The organism is Paracoccus sp. R86501 (assembly GCF_042466435.1).
Classification (GTDB): domain Bacteria; phylum Pseudomonadota; class Alphaproteobacteria; order Rhodobacterales; family Rhodobacteraceae; genus Paracoccus.
On the sequence record NZ_JAXHPZ010000001.1, the window covers coordinates 1,350,836 to 1,368,084 of the forward strand.

Below are 17,249 nucleotides of genomic sequence, written 5' to 3' on the forward strand. Positions count from 1 at the left end.
GCCCCTTTTCATTGCATGGTGTCGATCAGAAGCGCACTTGCGCCGACAGGCCGATGCTGCGGCCCGCTTCTTTCTGGCCCAGCACATCCTCGAAATCGCCGCCATAGCTGGCACGGTCGATGTAATCGCGGTCGAAGAGGTTGTTGACCTCGGCCCGCAGGGTCAGGTTGTCGTATTGCGCGGGTTCATATTCGGCAAAGACATCGACCACGGTATAGCCCGGCCAATCGCTGGAGGCATCGACCCCCACGCCGTCTTCGTCCAGCGTGTGCTGGATGACGCCGCCCAGATCCAGACCGGCCATGACCTGATGGCGCGCCTCCAGCGTCAGGATGCGGCCCGGCACGGTGCCGAGGTCCAGCAGGTCATAAGTGGTCGCATCGCCGCCATCGACCTGCACATCGGTATCGCTGTAGCGCAGGGTGGCATAGCCGCCGACCCAATCCTGACGCGCCGACAGGCGGAAGCCCTTGGATTCGACGTCATGCACGGCCAGCTTCTTACGGGCGTCGTTCAGTCGGGTGCGGAACAGCTCTGCCCCCAGGGTGGTATCGCCGGTGGTCCATTCGGCCCCCAAGACGACGTTCTGCGCACGGGTGTGGCGCAGGTCGTCATAGGCATCCGCCGTTTCATATGCCTCATAGAGGTCATAGACCGCAGCCAGCGGCGTCCCGCCAAAGACGGTCGAATAGCCGGCGTTCAGGGCCAGCGCATCGGTGGCGTGCCAAGTGACGGCGGCATTGGCGCTGGCGCCTTCGGTGTCGACGGACTGACCGCCCGCGCCGGTGAAGCGGTTCCAGTCATAGCGCAGACCGGCGCTGTAATCGAACTGGCCATGCGTGCCGCGTGCCTGCGCGAAGGCACCGGTATTGGTCACATCCTCGCGGAAGTTGCCGGCATCACCGCGGAAGATGCCTTCATAGGTCGCCTTGCTGCGCGCGTGGTCCAGACCTGCGGTAATGTCCATCGTGCCAAGGGCAAAGTGGTTCTGTGCCTTGATGGTCAGCGTGTCGGCATCGCCCTTGTTGTAATCGTCGGCATAGCTGCCGTCGGTGTTCAGGTCATAGGTGTCCAGATCGCTGCGGGACTGAGTGACGACGAATTCAGGATCGAACAGCCCGTCTGCCGACAGACGGCGCAGGTTCAGGGTCTGCGTCGTCTGCTTCAGCGCATAGCGGCGCGCCTCATTCGTGCGACCGACCAACCCGCCAAGGTTTGCGCGATAGGGGCGCAGCGCGTCGTCCTGCACCTGAAGGGCGCCGAACTCGGCACGCCAGTCGCCCATCTCGGCGCCCAGCTTCAAGGCATAGCTGTTCAGATCCGCGCCGGTGTGATCGACATTGTCGCCCGCGCCGTCTTCATAATCATTGCCGGTGGCGCGCTTGGCGTAGACCAGCGCATCGACCGGCCCCTGACGGCCATAAAGCGTCACCGACCCCTCGGTCGTATCGCCGTTCGAGGCATAGCCGGTGGTCACCTGACCGCCATAGGTCTGGCCGTCCTCCAGCATGTCCAGCGCGGATTTCGTCTCGTATGCGATGCTGCCCGCCAAGGCGCCAAAGCCCGCATCCGCCGGGGCCACGCCTGCATCGACGCGCGCAGCCTTCAGCAGGCCGGGATCGATGACATTGGTGCCTGTGTGGTGGAACATGCGGTTGTTCTGGGCCGCGCCGTCGACGGTGACGGCCAGCTGCTGCTGGTCGATGCCGTTGACGAAGACCCGTTCGGTCAGCGCCATGCCACCGCCGACGATGACACTGGGTTCGGCGCGGAAGATGTCCTTCATGCTGCCGTTGCGCGCATCGTCCAGCTGATCGGCGGATACGGCGACCTGGCTTGCGGCAGCCGCGTCGGCCTGCAGCACGATCGGCTTGAGCAATACGGGATCGGTCGCGGTCTGGGCGGATGCGATTGCGGGAAGAAAGGCAGTGCCAAGCAAAAGCGCTGCCATGCTGTGTCTGGGCATGGGTCGTCTCCATCGGATGCGATAACGGCTGGCGATGGCGACGATGCGCGCGGGCTTGCTGATACGGGCGTTCTAGTGCCAATGCCCCCCTGTGTTAAGCGCATTTTCGCAGATTGCCGTTTTTGCACAGGCACGGGCGATCAGCGGTGCAGATCGGTCACGGAAGGCCCACCCGCGGCACAGCGCGAAGGAGATCGCCGCAGCCACCGTGGTCAACACCATCAAAGCCAGCATCGCGGGCAGTTCGGTCAGCCGCAGCAGCGCCAGCAGCACCCCCTGATTGACCCCGAAACCCAGCATCGCCACCCAGCCAAAGCGCCACAGCGCCGCGACCGGATCGACGTGCTGACGACCAAAGGAAAAGCTGATGTGGCCAAGGAAGCTGACGGCAAAGGCGATGGCAAAGGCCACGCAATTGGCGACCAGCGCCGCCCGGCCCGATTGGATCAGCATGGTGCCGATCAGCATGTGGACCATGGTGGCAAGCCCGCCCACCGCACCAAAGCGCAGGATCTGGCCGATCATGGCCTGATGTCCGAAGACGCGCGACGTTCCTCGGCGACGATATAGCCGGGGCGACCCTTCACTTCGGTGAAGACGCGCGCAAGGTATTCGCCCAGAATGCCCACCGACAGCAGTTGGACCCCTCCCAGCAGCGATACCGCCACCACGACCGAGGCCCAGCCCGGAACCTCGATCCCGAAGACCATCGTGCGGATGGCGATCCAGATCCCGAAGACGATCGAGGCCAGTGCGACCGTCATCCCCACCCCCGTCCAGACCCGCAGCGGCCAGGCAGTGAACGAGGTCAGCCCCGTCAGCCCCAGCTTCAGCAAGCCGCGAAATCCGAACTTGCTGCGCCCGCTGTGGCGCGGCTGCAGCGCGATGGGGACCGCCTTGGTGCGGAAACCGACCCAGCCATAGAGGCCTTTCATGAAGCGGTTGCGTTCAGGCAGCGCACAAAGCGCATCGACGACCTTGCGGTCCATCAGCCTGAAATCGCGGGCATCGGCGGGAATGGGGGTCTCGGCGCCCATGTTCAGCAACCGATAGAAGGCCTTGGTGAACAGCCGCTTGGCCGGGCTTTCGTCATCACGGTGGGCACGGACGGCATAGACCATCTCGTATCCGTCGGCGCGGTGGCGCAGCATCGTTTCCAGATGGGTCAGGGGTTCCTGCAGATCGGCGTCCAGGATCACCACGGCGGCACCTTCGGCGGCCTGCAATCCGGCCATGATCGCCTGTTCCTTGCCGAAGTTGCGCGACAGGCGCAGCACCCGCAGCGGCAGGGCATTGGCAAGGGCGGATGCCTCGGCCCAGGTGCCATCGCTGCTGCCGTCATCGACGACGATCACCTCGAAGCTGGGCACAAGGCGGGTCGCTTCGGCACAGACCTGGCGGATCGTCTGGGTGATGTTGCCGGCCTCGTTGAAGGCGGGGATCACGAAGGACAGATCGGGGCGCAGACCCGGAGCGCCAGGGAAGTCGGTCAGTTCAAGCGTCTGGGCAAGATCCTTCATCACAGATCAGCTCCTGCAGGGGTTTCGATGAACAGCACGCGCCGTCCGAATTCTCCGATGCGGCGGAAGTCCGGCCCCAACAACGGCGCCAGCCGGGCCTCGGCCGTGGTCGGGATGGCGACGGCATCGCGGGTGTCATTGGTGGCAAGCCCGCCCAGCGCGGCGCCATCGGTGTCGAAATGCGCCCGGCCTGCGGTATAAAAATCGGCCGCGAAACTGCGGCGTCCGGTGAATGTCAGCGCAACGTCCGGGTCAACGGTACGGGCGGCGGCAACCAGTTCGCGCTGGGTGTTCAGCTTCATCACCTGCGGTGCAAAGATGCTGAGCGCAGCGATCAGCCCGAAGACCAGCGGCACGATGCCCAGCGCCGGAAGAACCGCCATGCGTGCCACCCGCCCGCTGTCGGGACGCGCATCCGCCCAGAGCGAAACCAGCAGGATTGCCAGCGCAGGCATGGCAGGCAGCGCATAGGCCGACAGGATGTTGGCGGCGGGCGTGAACAGGATCACCGGCGCCAGCACCCACATCAGCAGATAGCCGTGCCAGCCGTTGCCATCCTGTCGCCACGTCCGGGCCACGGCCCCGGCACGGGGCAGCAGGGCCAGCGCGAACAGCGTCCACGGCAGGAAGGTCCCGACCAGATACAGCCAGATCATCCCCTTGGGACGCGCATGACCCGAGCCATAGAGATCCCCTTGCCAATCGGACACCAGGAAGCGCTGGACATGTTCGCCGATGATGAAATAGCGCAGGAAGCCGGGGGTCTTGATCTCGGCCGCGATGTACCACGGCAGGGTCAGCGCGCAGAAGACCGCCAGCCCCGCTCCCCATGGCAGACGACCCAGCATGCGCCAGCGTCCGCCCAGCGCCAGCCAGGGGACCAGCGCCAGCTCGGTGATGACGATGACCAGCGGCCCTTTGGCCAGCATGCCGATAGCCAGCCCCACGAAAGCGGCAATCCCCCAGCGCCGGGCGTTCGTCCCCCCGGTGATGGCGTTATAGAAGCCGACCATCGTCATCACCGTTCCCAGCAACATGGGAACATCCGTCATGACGAAGGCCGAGGCGCCGAAGAACATCCCTGAAGTCGCCAGAACCGCCACCGCCAGCAGTGCCTGATCGCGCCCCTTATGCCGGGCGACGAAGCCGTGGACCAGCGCCAGGATGCCCAGCGCGGTCGCCAGGATCAGCACGCGTGCACCAAAGCCGTTTACCCCGAAGACCTGCATCCCCAGCGCCGACAGCCATGTATGCAGCGGCGGCTTGCCCCAGAAGGGAACGCCATAGTCGAACTGGGGCGTGATCCAGTCGCCCGTCTCGACCATGATGCGGGCGATCTCGGCATAGCGGGCCTCGGTCGTATCCACAAAGGGCAGCCAGAACATCCCCAGCACCCGCAGACCCAGCGCAATTGCCAGCAGCCCCCATATGACCGCCCTGTCCCCCGCACGCAGGGCAAGACGCCCCTTGGGCAAGGGGGCCGCCCCGATCGCCATGAAATCTGTCGCTGTCACCGGTCCATCCTTTGTTGATCCCGGTCCTAGGCCCCATGTGGTCGCCCCAAGATGGTCGCTTCTATACGGATCGGTAATCTTTCGGGCGATGGTGCCCCCCCTTGGGACGGGTTATGATCGCCCCGACCAAGATGGGGCGATCCGCATGCATGTACTTGTCGTTGAAGATGACGCCGAAACGGCAGACTACATCTGTTCCAGCCTACGGGCGCTTGGGCATGTCACGGACCTTGCGACGGATGGCAAGGCCGGCTTCCTTCTGGGGCTGGACGGCAATTTCGACGTGATGGTGGTGGACCGCATGCTGCCGGGGCTGGACGGGCTGGCGATGGTCAAGGCGATCCGCGCCTCGGGGGTGGATACCCCGGTGCTGTTCCTCAGCGCCCTCGGGGGGTTGGACGACCGCGTCACGGGGCTGGAGGCCGGGGCCGACGACTATCTGGTCAAGCCCTTCGCCTTTTCCGAACTGTCCGCCCGCCTGACCGCCCTTGCGCGTCGTCCCCCCATACAGGCGGAACAGACGCGGCTGACGGTGGGCGACCTGACTGTCGATCTGCTGAAGCACAGCGTTACCCGTGCAGGTGAGGATATCCCCCTGCAACCGCGCGAATTCCGCCTGCTGAGCGTGCTGATGAAGAACGCCGACCGCGTCGTTACCCGTACCATGCTGCTGGAAGATGTCTGGGATTTCCACTTCGACCCGCAGACGAATGTGGTCGAGACCCATATCAGCCGCCTGCGCAACAAGATCGACAAACCGTTTGATGCCCCCCTGATCCATACGGTCCGCGGCGCGGGATACAGCATCCATGTCTGACAGCGCACGGCCCAGCGGCATCTTCAGCCTGCGAACCTCTCTGCGGTTATCGCTGCAATTCGCGTTTCTCTATTCGATCCTCTCGGCACTGGTCTTTGTCATGGCCTATTGGTTCACCGACTACGAGGTCGGGGGATGGGTCCGTGACCAGATGCACGGTGACGCGAAATCCCTATCGCGCATCTGGCAAAACGAAGGCGACACCGGTCTGATCGGCAGCGTGGACGCCCTCTCCAAGGTCAGCTTCGAGACATCGCGCATCTATCAGCTGCGCGACGCCGACGGCGTGGTCGTGGCGGGCAATGTCGCCGGGGTCTTTGATGACGATCTGCCCCTGCGGCTTGATGCCGATACCCTGATGCTGGGCGATCATCTGCATGACGAAGTCGGCATCTACTGGATGCGTCACGATCAAATCGGCCCCTATCGGCTGGTGCAGGGCACGGGCGATCACATGGTCGGCGAACTGCTGGAGGCGCTGAGCGGCGCGTTGGTGGCGGGTTATCTGCTGGTGATCGCACTTGGGTTGATCGTCGGCATCCGCGTCGGGCGCATCACCGAAGGCCGCATCACCGCCATATCCGCGACGCTGGAACAGGTATCGGCCGGTCAGCTGGATGCCCGCATTCCCGACGCCCATCTGGCGCGCGACGACGTGTCCCGCGTGGGGGCCGAGGTGAACCGCATGCTGGATCAGGTCAAGGCGCTGGTGGAAAGCCAGGAACAAATCTCGAACGATATCGCCCATGACATGCGCACGCCCCTGCAGCGCCTTCGCCAGCGGCTGGAAGCCATCGTCATCGACCCGAGCGACGCCGCCCCCCGCGCCGAAGCCGCCCTTGCCCAGACCGAGGAGATCATCGCCACCTTCAACGCCCTGCTGCGCATCGCCCAGATCCGCGCCGACAATCGCCACGCGCGGATGGAGCAGGTCGATCTGAACCAGGTGGCCGAGCTGATCATGGATGCCTATGCCCCGTCCGCAGAAGATCAGGGCCAGCGGCTGCTGACCGATCTGTCGGCCACACCCGCGATCGTGCATGGCGACCGTGGGCTGTTGGTGCAGCTGATGTCGAACCTGGTGGAGAACGCCATCCGCCACTGTCCCCCTGGCACCACCATCACCCTGCAGACCCGCAGCACCGATGAGGCGGTCGAACTGCGGGTGCGCGACGATGGGCCGGGCATTCCCGCCGATCAGCGCGATCAGGTCTTCCGTCGCTTCTATCGCGGCGATCAGAGCCGCCATACCCCGGGCAACGGGCTGGGGCTGGCGCTGGTCAAGGCGATCACCGACATGCATGACGCATCCGTCACGGTCGGCGACAATGCCCCCGGCGCCGATATCGTCGTCAGCTTCCCCCTGCGCGGTTAGCGTCAGAAGGTGGGCTCAGAAGGTTGGCGGCGTGCAGGCGCTGACCAGTACGCATTTCTCGGGTCCGACCTGACGGAAGCGGTGCGGGGCGCGGCTGTCGAAGTAATAGGCGTCCCCCGGTCCCAGAACCTTGCGCTGCGGGCCGACCGTCACCTCAACACGACCCGACAGGACGATACCGCTTTCCTCGCCGGCGTGGCCGTACATGACGCGGCCCGTGTCGGCCCCGATGTCATAGGTTTCATAGAGCATCATCAGCGCCCGCCCGAAAAGGTTCGCACCCACCTGCCGCAGCGACAGCTTGCCCTTGCCGATCTCGGTCAGATCGGCGGCGGAATAGAAGCTGACCTGCTCGGGGTCCGGTTCGAAGGCAAAGAACTCGGACATGCTGATCGGGATGCCATCAAGCACCCGCCGCAGCGCCCCGACAGATGGGTTCATTTTGCCGGATTCGATCAGCGATATGGTGGAATTTGGCACCCCCGTCAGCTTGGCCAGCGCACGTTGGGAATGTCCGGCCCGTTCGCGGATGAATCGCAGACGCAGTCCCAGTTCGATTTCCGGGGGCAAAGCGTTAGTGTCGTTCATGATCCACCTACGTTTCAAACTGCATGGAATGATTACAGCATATTGACAGATCAAAGAAACAGACTTTCGTAAAAAACCAAACGTCTTATCTTGCCCTTCATCGTCAACCACCCTTGGACAGGACCCGAACGATGAAGAACGCAGAGATTGCAAAACGGCGCGACGCGGCCATCTCGAACGGGGTGGGCATGCAGACGCAGATCTATGTCGAACGCGCTCTGGGGTCCGAGGTCTGGGACGTCGAGGGCAACCGCTTCATCGATTTCGCCGCAGGCATCGCGGTGGTGAACACCGGCCATTGCCACCCTCGCATCATCGAGGCGGTGACAAAGCAGGCGCAGGCCTTCACCCATACCTGCCATCAGGTCCTGCCCTATGAGAACTATATCCACCTGGCCGAACGCCTGAACGATCTGGTGCCGGGCGATTTCGCCAAGAAGACGGTGTTTGTCACCACCGGTGCCGAGGCCGTCGAAAACGCCATCAAGGTCGCCCGTGCCGCCACCGGCCGCCCCGCCGTCATCGCCTTTGGCGGTGCCTTCCACGGCCGGACCTTCATGGGCATGAGCCTGACGGGCAAGGTCGCGCCCTACAAGAAGAACTTCGGCGCGATGATGCCCGACGTCTATCACGTGCCCTTCCCGATCGATCTGCACGGCACCTCGGTCGCGGATACGATGGATGCGCTGCACAAGCTGTTCAAGGCCGATCTGGACCCCGACCGCGTTGCCGCCATCATCATCGAACCCGTGCAGGGCGAAGGCGGCTTCTATCCCGCCCCTGCCGAACTGATGCGCGATCTACGCAAGCTGTGCGACGACCACGGCATCCTGATGATCGCGGATGAAATCCAGACCGGTTTCGCCCGCACGGGCCGCATGTTCGCGATGGAAAACTATGACGTCGTCCCCGACATCACCACCATGGCCAAGGGCCTTGCGGGCGGTCTGCCGCTGGCCGCGCTAACCGGACGGGCCGAGATCATGGATGCCGCCCAGCCCGGCGGCCTTGGCGGCACCTATGGCGGCAACCCGCTTGGCATCGCTGCATCCCACGCCGTTCTGGACGTGATCGAGGACGAGGACCTGTGCAACCGCGCCAACACTCTTGGCTCGCGCCTGAAGCAGCGGCTTGAATCGATCCGCGCCCGCGTGCCCGAAATGGTCGATGTGCGCGGCCCCGGCTTCATGGTCGCCGCCGAGTTCAACACCGCCGACGGCAAGGCCCCCAACCCCGACATGGTCAACGCCATCCGCGCCGAGGCCCTGCGCCGCGGCCTGGTCCTGCTGACCTGCGGCGTTTATGGCAACGTGATCCGTTTCCTTGCGCCGCTGACCATCCCCGACGACATCTTCGCCGAGGCCCTGGACATCCTCGAGGCGTCGATCGACGCCGTGAAAGGCAAGTAAGATGAATATCGCAACTTCCCCCAAGCCCCTGACGCTGAAGGATCCCTCGCTGCTGGAAACGCGCGGGCTGATCGACGGCCAGTGGGTCGATGGCGCGGCGCGTTTCGCCGTGCATGATCCGGCGACCGGCGATCTGATCGCCCATGTCGCCGATCTGACCACCGCTGACACGACGACGGCCGTCGATGCCGCCTATCGCGCCGGTCCCGATTGGGCCGCGCTGACGGGCAAGGAACGCTCGGCCATCATGCGCCGCTGGCACGACCTGATCGTGGAAAATGCCGACGATCTGGCCACCATCCTGACCGCCGAAATGGGCAAGCCCTGGCCCGAGGCGCGCGGAGAGATCCTCTATGGCGCGTCCTTCATCGAATGGTTCGCCGAAGAGGCCAAGCGCATCTATGGCGACGTCATTCCCGGCCATCAGCGCGACACGCGCATCATGGTCCTGAAGCAGCCCATCGGCGTTGTGGGCGCCATCACGCCCTGGAACTTCCCGAACGCCATGATCGCCCGCAAGGTCGCGCCCGCGCTGGCCGCCGGCTGCACCTTTGTGGGGCGGCCCGCCGATCTGACGCCGCTGTCGGCCATGGCCATGGCGGTCTTGGGCGAACGGGCGGGCATTCCGGCGGGGGTGCTGAACATCATCCCCTCGACCGATGCAGCGGGTGTGGGGCAGGAACTCTGCGCCAATCCCAAGGTCGCCAAGATCACCTTCACCGGATCGACCCGCGTCGGCAAGATCCTGATGGAGCAGAGCGCCGGCACCATCAAGAAACTGTCGCTGGAGCTGGGCGGCAATGCCCCCTTCATCGTCTTCGACGACGCCGATCTGGATGCGGCGGTGGAAGGCGCGATGATCGCCAAGTTCCGGAACAACGGCCAGACCTGTGTCTGTGCCAACCGCATCTATGTGCAGGCCGGGGTCTATGACGCCTTTGCCGAAAAGCTGACGGCGGCGGTCAAGGCGTTGAAGGTCGGCAACGGGTTTGACGACGGCGTCACCACCGGCCCGCTGATCAATGATGCGGCCATCGCCAAGGTCGAAAGCCATATCGCCGATGCGCAGGGCAATGGCGCGACGGTGCTGACCGGCGGCAAGCGGTCCGATCTGGGCGGGTCGTTCTTCCAGCCCACCGTAATCCGCGACGTGACCCGCGACATGCTTGTCTGCCACGAGGAAACCTTCGGTCCACTGGCGGCCCTGATCCGCTTCGACACCGAGGCCGAGGCCGTCGAGATGGCCAACGACAGCGAATTCGGGCTGGCGGCCTATTTCTACAGCCGCGATCTGAACCGCGTCTGGCGCGTGTCCGAGCGTCTGGAAAGCGGCATGGTCGGGGTCAACACCGGCCTCATCTCGACCGAGGTGGCGCCCTTCGGCGGCATCAAGCAATCGGGCCTGGGCCGCGAGGGGTCGAAATACGGGATCGAGGATTACCTCGAGATCAAGAACATCTGCCTTGGCGGCATCGGCTGAGGACAGGTTTCGCCGCGCCCGGTGACGCGCGCGGCGGATCGATCAGGCCATCGCGGCTTCGGCCTCGGCCACCGCCAGATCGGCCAGCTGCATGATCGCCTCGCGCGTGTCGGCCACGGCGATGAAGCGACCGTTGTGGCAGAACTTGGCACCCTTGACGCCCGAGGCTTCCTCCAACGCCTCATCGGTCAGACCGGCCCATGCGGCGGGCAGATCGGCGCGCAGGTCGAAACCGTCCTCGGCCAGACGGATGCCGGTCAGGGTCCAGCCGTCTGAACGCGGCGTCGCCACGAACAGCAGGTGATCGGCCCCAGCCTTCAGCACCGCCGAGCGGAAGGGCATGCCCATCGGCAGCTCCAGCACCTTGCCGTCGCCTGCGGCCTCAATCGCTGCCATCACCATGGATTCCGCACGCAGCTTGGAGGCCTTGCGTTGGATGCGCGCCTCGACAAAGGCACGGGCGACGGTCAGGGCGGCATGGAAGGCACGGTCATCGGCGTCGGGCGACTGGTCGTCGAAGACCGGCTTGAGGCTTTCCAGCAGCGCGGGCAGCGTCAGATCCGACAGCATCGGCCCTGCGGTGGATGTGGCCAGCACGCCATTGTTGACCAGGTCGATGGGCAGCACGAAGCCCTGATCGAAGGACCGGAAGACATCGGCGCGGTGATCCTCGGGGATGTCCAGCGCGGCAAGATAGTCCATCCCGAAATGACGCCAGACCAACCCGAACGAGCTGAGCGGCTGGCCATCCTCGCGCAGGGGCGCATCGGGCTGATGGTGGTCGAAGATATTGCGGTCGGCGTCGTAATCGCGACCCACGTCATAGATGACGCGCCCCTCGGCGGGGGTCGTCAGATCGCGGTCGCGGGTGCGGATCAGCGTCGCATCGGGCGACAGGCGGGTCAGGATGACGCTGGACAGCAGTTCATCGGCATGGAACGCGCCGGAATGGGTGACAAGCAGGGTGAAGGCCATGAAACGGGTCTTTCGGATAAGGCGCGGCGCGCGTGAAAACGGCATCGCCGCCCGAACCTGCTGGTCCGGACGGCGTTTGAAGGGGTCTTAGCGCAAAACCGCGGGTAACCTCAATCAGGCAGGCTGATAGCCACCCGATGCCCGGATCAGGTGACGGGTGTATTCCTGTTCGCCCGCGCCACTGCGCAGCGCATCGACCGACATCACCTCGACGATGCGACCGTGCTGCATGACCGCCAAGCGGTCGCACATATGCCCCACCACCGACAGATCGTGGCTGACCATCACATAGGTCAGCCCGTGTTCGCCCCGCAAATCGGCCAGCAGGTTCAGGATTTCCGCCTGAACGCTGACATCCAGCGCGCTGGTCGGTTCATCCAGCAGCAACAGACGGGGTTCGGCAGCCAGCGCCCGAGCAATGGCCACGCGCTGGCGTTGCCCGCCCGACAGCTGGTGCGGATAGCGGAAACGGAAGCCCTTGCCCAAACCGACATCATCCAGCAGCTTGGTGATCCGCTTATCGATGCTGTCCATCCCCTGCAGCCGCAGGGTTTCCGCCAGAACCGCATCGACGGAGTGGCGCGGATGCAGGCTGGCATAGGGATCCTGAAACACCATCTGCACGGTCTTGAAGAACGCACGGCCGCGGCGGTCGGTTCTCACCGCCTTGCCATCCACGGTGATTTCGCCCGACCATGTCGGGATCAGCCCCGCAATCGCGCGCAGAATGGTCGATTTCCCCGAACCGGATTCCCCGACCAGACCAAAGCTTTCACCCGAAGTCACGTTGAATTCGACGTTTTTGACCGCATCGACGCGGTCGGGCACAAGCCCGAACCAGACGTTCAGATTTTCGACGTTCAGCATGGCTTACAACCCTCCGGGCAGGTCGGTATCGGCATGGGGCATCAGGGTTTCCCCGTCGCGCCAGCTGTCCTGACGTTGCAGGACCGGCAGGCGTTCCACCGGCGCCTCCAACCGCGGCAGGCTGGACAGCAGGCCGCGGGTATAGGGGTGCTGCGCGTTATGCAGGTCCTTGGCCGCCAGCGTTTCCACGATGCGCCCCGCATACATGATCAGCACGCGGTCGCAGAATTGCGCCACAAGGTTCAGGTCGTGGCTGACGAAAATCAGCCCCATGCCGCGATCACGCACCAGACGATCCATGATGTTCAACACCTCGGTCCGGACAGACACATCCAAGGCGCTGGTCGGTTCGTCGGCGATCAGGATGCGCGGATCGGGGGCCAGCATCATGGCGATCATGATGCGCTGGCCCATGCCGCCCGACACCTCGTGCGGATAGGCGTTCATCACACGTTCGGGGTCGCGGATCTGCACGGCCTCCAACATCTCCAGCGCCTTTTGACGGGCGGCTTCGCGGGGGGCCTTGGCGTGCAGGCGATACGCCTCGATGATTTGCTGGCCGACGGTCATCACGGGGTTCAGGCTGAACTTGGGGTCCTGCATGACCATGCTGATCCGCCCGCCACGGATTTTGCGCATCTGACGGTCGGAGAGGTTGAGGATCGTTTCCCCCTCCAGCGTCATCGACGTCGCGGTGACCTGTCCGGGCGGACGGACCAGCCCCAGAATGGCGCGGCCTGTCATGGATTTGCCGCTGCCGGATTCGCCCACCACGCCCAGACGTTCGCGGCCCAGATCGAAGCTGACCCCGCGCACGGCCTGAAAGCTGCCCTGACGGGTCGGGAAGGTGACGCGCAGATCGCGCACGGAAAGAAGCGGAGCGTCGGTCATGACTTGTCTCCTTTCGGGTCAAGGACGTCACGCAACCCGTCGCCCAGCAGGTTGAACGCAATCGAGACGGTGAAGATCGCCAAACCCGGCATGGCCGCAACCCACCAGAAATCAAGGATATAGGTGCGACCATCCGAAATCATCGCCCCCCATTCCGGCATTGGGGGCTGTGCCCCAAGGCCAAGGAAGCCAAGACCCGCCGCCGACAGGATGATCCCCGCCATGTCCAACGCCACCCGCACGATCAGCGAACTGACGCAAAGCGGCCAGATATGACCGATCAGCAGCCGCAGCCGTCCTGCGCCCTGCAGGCGGGCAGCGGCGATGAAATCGGCGTGGCGGATGGTCAGGGTTTCCGCCCGCGCGAGGCGCGCATAGGGTGGCCATGCCGTCAGTGCCAGCGCCAGAACCGCGTTGCCGATGCTGGGGCCAAGGGCCGCGACAAAGGCCAGCGCAAGGATCAGCTTGGGGAAGGCCAGAAAGATGTCGGTGATCCGCATCAGCACCTGATCGACCCAGCCACCGGCAAAGCCCGCGACCGTGCCGATGAACAACCCGATGATCGGCGCTATCAGCGCGACGGTGCCGACAATGAACAGGGTGATCCGCGACCCGTGGATCAGGCGGGACATGATATCGCGCCCCAACCCATCGGTGCCCAGCCAATGCGCGGCAGATGGCGGTTGCAAACGCGACCCCAGATCCTGCGCATAGGGGTTCTGCGGCGCGATCCACGGCGCAAAGATCGCCATGCCGATCAGCAGCACCAGAATGATCAGCCCGACCATCGCCAGCTTGTTCGCACGAAAGGTCAGCCAGCCTTGATAGATGGCCCCAAGGCGGGCCTGCCTGCGGGTCTGGGGGGCGTCGGACAGCAGCCAGTCGCGGCGGGATATGGTGTTGCTCATTTCGACCTCGGGTCAAGGACGCGGTACAGCAGGTCGCTGAACAGGTTCAGAACGACGAAACAGACGCCGACGACGACGGTGCCGCCAAGGACCGCGTTCATGTCGCCCGACAAAAGGCCGCGTGTGATGTATTGGCCAAGACCGGGCCAGCTGAAGATGATCTCGGTCAGGACGGACCCTTCCAGCAGCGAACCGAAGGACAGCGCGATGACCGTGGTCAGGGGTATGGCGATGTTGCGGAAGGCGTGACGCCAGATGACCGCGTTTTCCGACATGCCCTTGACGCGGGCGGTGATGACATATTCCGCCGACAGCTGTTCCAGCATGAAGCTGCGGGTCATGCGGCTGATATAGGCAAGGCTGTAATATCCCAGCAGACTGGCTGGCAGGATGATGTGGCTGAAGGCATCGCGGAAGGCCGCCCAGTCACGGGCCAGCAGGCTGTCCACCAGGATCATGCCGGTAACGCTTGGCACCATGCCGTCATAGATGATGCCCTGACGGCCCGGTCCCCCGACCCAGCCAAGGATACCATAGAAGATCAGCAGGCCCATCAGCCCCAGCCAGAAGATCGGCATCGAATATCCGACCAGCGCCACGACGCGGGCGACCTGATCGATGATGCCACCCTTGCGCGCGGCGGCGATCACGCCAAGCGGCACACCGATAAAGATGCCGATCAGCGTACCAAGGGTCGCCAGTTCGAAGGTGGCGGGAAAGACGCGTTTGATGTCGGCGCTGACCAGCTGGCCGGTCGAGATCGAGCGCCCGAAATCGCCCGTCAGCACGTCGCCGATATAGCCGATGAACTGCACGACCAGCGGGCGATCCAGCCCCATGGCGATATAGGCGGCGTCATATTGCGCCTGCGTGGCGCGGTCGCCGACGACCTTCAGCACGGGGTCGATGGGCATGACGCGGCCGATGATAAAGGTGACCAGCAGCAGGCCCAGCAGGGTCAGGGTCAGCGACAGAACGGTGCCCGCAATGCTGCGGGCACGCCGCCTGCGGATGGCGCTGCGATGCGAGGGGTCGGGACGGCTTGCGCCGGGGGTGTTGCCCCCGGCGCCCGTGTTTTCGGTCATGGCCAAGGGTTATTCGCCCTTCGTCACCTGACGGTAGATGACCGAGGTCACCGCGCCGCCGCTGAACCAGTCCTGCACATTGTCCTGCAGACCCGCCTGTTCGATGCGCTGGAACAGCGGGATGATCGGAGCCTCGGCCTGATATTGCGCTTGGATGTCCTTGTACATCTGGGCGCGCTTGTCGGCGTCCTGTTCCAGTGTGGCCGCCACGGTCGCCTCGTTCATGTCCTCGGGGACGGCATAAGCGTTGCGCCATGCCAGCAGGCCGACGGCCTTGGCCTCGTCACTGTTGTCGGGGTTGAAGGCAAAGGTCGCGGCGTTGGTGTTGGGGTCGGAATAGTCGGGGCCCCATTCACCGATAAAGATCGGCACTTCGCGCGCACGATAGGCGTCCAGCACCTGCGCACCGGTCATCTGTTCGATTTCCAGCGTCAGACCGACCTGCGCCATCGACGCCTGCAAGGTTTGCGCAACATCGATATATTCGCGCAGGTCGCGGACGCGGGTGGTGATGGTGCCGCCGTCGATCCCGGCGTCAGACAGGATCTGCTTGGCCTTTTCGACGTCATAGGTCCATGGCTGGTCTTCCAGCACGCCAAGATAGCCAAGCGGCAGGAAGGCCTGATGGGTGGTGAACTGACCTTTCAGGAAGCTGCCGGTGATGCCTTCGTAATCGACCAGATATTTCATCGCCTCGATCACGGCGGGGTTGGACAGCAGTTCGTCCTTCTGGTTCAGGCCCATGTACATCATGCGGCCGCGGGGTTCGTCCTGAACCTTGACCCCATCGACCGAGCCGATGCTTTCCACATCCGTCGGCGTCAGGTTGCGGGCCACATCGATGTCGCCCTGTTCCAGCAGCAAACGCTGCGCGCTGGATTCGGCGACGTTGCGCACGATCACCCGCTTCATCGCGGGCGCGCCCTGCCAATAGTCTTCGTATGCGGCCAGCTGCACGGCCTCATTCGGGCGCCATGCGGCAAGGGTATAGGCGCCTGACCCGGCTTCGTTCGTGTTCAGCCAGCCATTGCCCATGTCGCCGTCCTGTTCATTGGCAAGGACGGTTTCCTTGTCGATGATGCTGGCGATATTGGCGGTCAGACAGTTCAGCACGAAGGACGGCGCATAGGGCTTGTCCAGCGTCAGCGTCAGCGTCTTGTCGTCAAAGGCGATCATCTCGTCGGCATTGTCGGCGGTAAAGCCGAACTGCGTCAGGATGAAGGCGGGCGTCTTGTCCAGCTTGACCGCACGGCGCAGCGAAAAGGCCGCATCCTCGGCGCGGACGGGGTTGCCCGAATGGAACATCACGCCGTCGCGCATGGTGAAGGTGATGGACAAGCCGTCCTCGGACACCTCCCAGCTTTCGGCAAGGCTGGGCTTGAAGCCTGCGTCCATGTCCAGCGGATCGAAGTCAACCAGCCGGTCATAGGTGTTGTTGTTCACGTCATTGCCCGAGAACTCGAAGGTCTGGGCGGGATCAAGGCTGATGATGTCGTCGATGGTATGCGCAACGACCAGCGTATCGGCGGGCGTTTCGGCATAGGCGGCGGACGACAGTGCAAGGGCGGATGCCAGCAGCACGGCGCGCGTGGTCAGTTTCAATGTCATGATGGTTTCCCTGAAGGTCGTGTTTCCGTCCCGCTTTCCGCGGGCTTCATGACGTGCAGGTTGGCGCAAGGCCGTGATCCTTGCAAGTGCCCTGCACGATCCGAAGGCACTGTCGCAGACTTTGCAGCGCACAACCCTGAATTGTGCAGACATAGCGGACCTTCGGCGGCGAAATCGGTCGGAAAAACGTCGAAGAGCCTGTCGAAAATCTTGATCCGAAAATGCGTCTGACCCAACATGGCATGG

15 protein-coding genes are annotated in these 17,249 nt (G+C 64.1%); 4 read left to right on the forward strand and 11 right to left on the reverse strand.

Annotated features, from left to right (window positions below):
* Positions 1 to 25: 25 nt before the first annotated feature.
* The 4 genes from SJY40_RS06600 to SJY40_RS06615 form a co-directional block, all read right to left on the reverse strand.
* Positions 26 to 1,951 (reverse strand): TonB-dependent receptor domain-containing protein, encoded by a 1,926-nt coding sequence (locus SJY40_RS06600; RefSeq protein WP_378944070.1) that lies wholly within the window; start codon positions 1,949 to 1,951, stop codon positions 26 to 28.
* Positions 1,952 to 2,038: 87 nt separating this feature from the next.
* Entirely contained in the window at positions 2,039 to 2,491 is a 453-nt protein-coding gene (locus SJY40_RS06605; RefSeq protein WP_378944073.1) for a GtrA family protein, read from the reverse strand.
* Positions 2,488 to 3,486, reverse strand: coding sequence for a glycosyltransferase family 2 protein (locus tag SJY40_RS06610; protein WP_378944076.1), 999 nt, complete (start codon positions 3,484 to 3,486; stop codon positions 2,488 to 2,490). The genes SJY40_RS06605 and SJY40_RS06610 overlap by 4 nt, the downstream gene beginning before the upstream one ends.
* Positions 3,486 to 5,000 (reverse strand): ArnT family glycosyltransferase, encoded by a 1,515-nt coding sequence (locus SJY40_RS06615; protein ID WP_378944078.1) that lies wholly within the window; start codon positions 4,998 to 5,000, stop codon positions 3,486 to 3,488. Before SJY40_RS06615 ends, SJY40_RS06610 begins: the two co-directional genes overlap by 1 nt.
* Positions 5,001 to 5,145: 145 nt before the next feature.
* Between SJY40_RS06615 and SJY40_RS06620 the strand changes: the two genes are divergently transcribed.
* Entirely contained in the window at positions 5,146 to 5,817 is a 672-nt protein-coding gene (locus SJY40_RS06620) for a winged helix-turn-helix domain-containing protein (protein ID WP_378944081.1), read from the forward strand.
* Positions 5,810 to 7,192, forward strand: coding sequence for a sensor histidine kinase (locus tag SJY40_RS06625; RefSeq protein WP_378944083.1), 1,383 nt, complete (start codon positions 5,810 to 5,812; stop codon positions 7,190 to 7,192). Before SJY40_RS06620 ends, SJY40_RS06625 begins: the two co-directional genes overlap by 8 nt.
* Positions 7,193 to 7,207: 15 nt before the next feature.
* Here SJY40_RS06625 and SJY40_RS06630 read toward each other — a convergent pair whose 3' ends face one another.
* On the reverse strand, positions 7,208 to 7,780 hold the full coding sequence (locus SJY40_RS06630) for a cupin domain-containing protein (protein WP_378944086.1): 573 nt from the start codon (positions 7,778 to 7,780) through the stop codon (positions 7,208 to 7,210).
* A gap of 131 nt (positions 7,781 to 7,911) precedes the next feature.
* On the opposite strand from SJY40_RS06630, the gene SJY40_RS06635 reads away from it, so the two are divergent.
* Both SJY40_RS06635 and SJY40_RS06640 read left to right on the forward strand, forming a co-directional pair.
* Complete coding sequence (locus SJY40_RS06635) at positions 7,912 to 9,189, forward strand: 4-aminobutyrate--2-oxoglutarate transaminase (protein WP_378944088.1); 1,278 nt, start codon at positions 7,912 to 7,914, stop codon at positions 9,187 to 9,189.
* A 1-nt stretch (position 9,190) separates the two neighbouring features.
* Positions 9,191 to 10,669: an NAD-dependent succinate-semialdehyde dehydrogenase gene (locus SJY40_RS06640; RefSeq protein WP_378944091.1), complete on the forward strand. Its 1,479-nt coding sequence runs from the start codon at positions 9,191 to 9,193 to the stop codon at positions 10,667 to 10,669.
* Between the two features lie 42 nt (positions 10,670 to 10,711).
* On the opposite strand, the gene SJY40_RS06645 is transcribed toward SJY40_RS06640, so the two are convergent.
* The 6 genes from SJY40_RS06645 to SJY40_RS06670 all read right to left on the reverse strand — a co-directional run bounded on the left by SJY40_RS06645 (position 10,712) and on the right by SJY40_RS06670 (position 17,003).
* Positions 10,712 to 11,644: an MYG1 family protein gene (locus SJY40_RS06645; RefSeq protein ID WP_378944094.1), complete on the reverse strand. Its 933-nt coding sequence runs from the start codon at positions 11,642 to 11,644 to the stop codon at positions 10,712 to 10,714.
* A 114-nt stretch (positions 11,645 to 11,758) separates the two neighbouring features.
* Positions 11,759 to 12,511 carry an ABC transporter ATP-binding protein gene (locus tag SJY40_RS06650; RefSeq protein WP_378944097.1) on the reverse strand — a complete coding sequence of 251 codons (753 nt, stop codon included), beginning with the start codon at positions 12,509 to 12,511 and terminating at the stop codon, positions 11,759 to 11,761.
* A 3-nt stretch (positions 12,512 to 12,514) separates the two neighbouring features.
* Entirely contained in the window at positions 12,515 to 13,402 is an 888-nt protein-coding gene (locus tag SJY40_RS06655) for an ABC transporter ATP-binding protein (protein WP_378944100.1), read from the reverse strand.
* A complete protein-coding gene (gene nikC, locus SJY40_RS06660) occupies positions 13,399 to 14,310 on the reverse strand; it encodes a nickel transporter permease (RefSeq protein WP_378944102.1) in 912 nt (303 codons plus the stop codon). Before nikC ends, SJY40_RS06655 begins: the two co-directional genes overlap by 4 nt.
* Complete coding sequence (locus tag SJY40_RS06665; protein WP_378944105.1) at positions 14,307 to 15,395, reverse strand: ABC transporter permease; 1,089 nt, start codon at positions 15,393 to 15,395, stop codon at positions 14,307 to 14,309. Before SJY40_RS06665 ends, nikC begins: the two co-directional genes overlap by 4 nt.
* Before the next feature lie 9 nt (positions 15,396 to 15,404).
* Positions 15,405 to 17,003, reverse strand: coding sequence for an ABC transporter substrate-binding protein (locus SJY40_RS06670; protein ID WP_378944108.1), 1,599 nt, complete (start codon positions 17,001 to 17,003; stop codon positions 15,405 to 15,407).
* Positions 17,004 to 17,249: the final 246 nt, after the last annotated feature.

Bases quoted from the DNA above. Each gene is read 5' to 3' on its own strand.
- SJY40_RS06625 (WP_378944083.1), top strand. From the start codon at position 5,810: ATGTCTGACAGCGCACGGCCCAGCGGCATCTTCAGCCTGCGAACCTCT.
- SJY40_RS06635 (WP_378944088.1), top strand. From the start codon at position 7,912: ATGAAGAACGCAGAGATTGCAAAACGGCGCGACGCGGCCATCTCGAAC.
- nikC (WP_378944102.1), bottom strand. From the start codon at position 14,310: ATGAGCAACACCATATCCCGCCGCGACTGGCTGCTGTCCGACGCCCCC.
- SJY40_RS06655 (WP_378944100.1), bottom strand. From the start codon at position 13,402: ATGACCGACGCTCCGCTTCTTTCCGTGCGCGATCTGCGCGTCACCTTC.
- SJY40_RS06600 (WP_378944070.1), bottom strand. From the start codon at position 1,951: ATGGCAGCGCTTTTGCTTGGCACTGCCTTTCTTCCCGCAATCGCATCC.
- SJY40_RS06620 (WP_378944081.1), top strand. From the start codon at position 5,146: ATGCATGTACTTGTCGTTGAAGATGACGCCGAAACGGCAGACTACATC.
- SJY40_RS06640 (WP_378944091.1), top strand. From the start codon at position 9,191: ATGAATATCGCAACTTCCCCCAAGCCCCTGACGCTGAAGGATCCCTCG.
- SJY40_RS06670 (WP_378944108.1), bottom strand. From the start codon at position 17,003: ATGACATTGAAACTGACCACGCGCGCCGTGCTGCTGGCATCCGCCCTT.
- SJY40_RS06645 (WP_378944094.1), bottom strand. From the start codon at position 11,644: ATGGCCTTCACCCTGCTTGTCACCCATTCCGGCGCGTTCCATGCCGAT.
- SJY40_RS06665 (WP_378944105.1), bottom strand. From the start codon at position 15,395: ATGACCGAAAACACGGGCGCCGGGGGCAACACCCCCGGCGCAAGCCGT.
- SJY40_RS06610 (WP_378944076.1), bottom strand. From the start codon at position 3,486: ATGAAGGATCTTGCCCAGACGCTTGAACTGACCGACTTCCCTGGCGCT.
- SJY40_RS06630 (WP_378944086.1), bottom strand. From the start codon at position 7,780: ATGAACGACACTAACGCTTTGCCCCCGGAAATCGAACTGGGACTGCGT.
- SJY40_RS06650 (WP_378944097.1), bottom strand. From the start codon at position 12,511: ATGCTGAACGTCGAAAATCTGAACGTCTGGTTCGGGCTTGTGCCCGAC.
- SJY40_RS06605 (WP_378944073.1), bottom strand. From the start codon at position 2,491: ATGATCGGCCAGATCCTGCGCTTTGGTGCGGTGGGCGGGCTTGCCACC.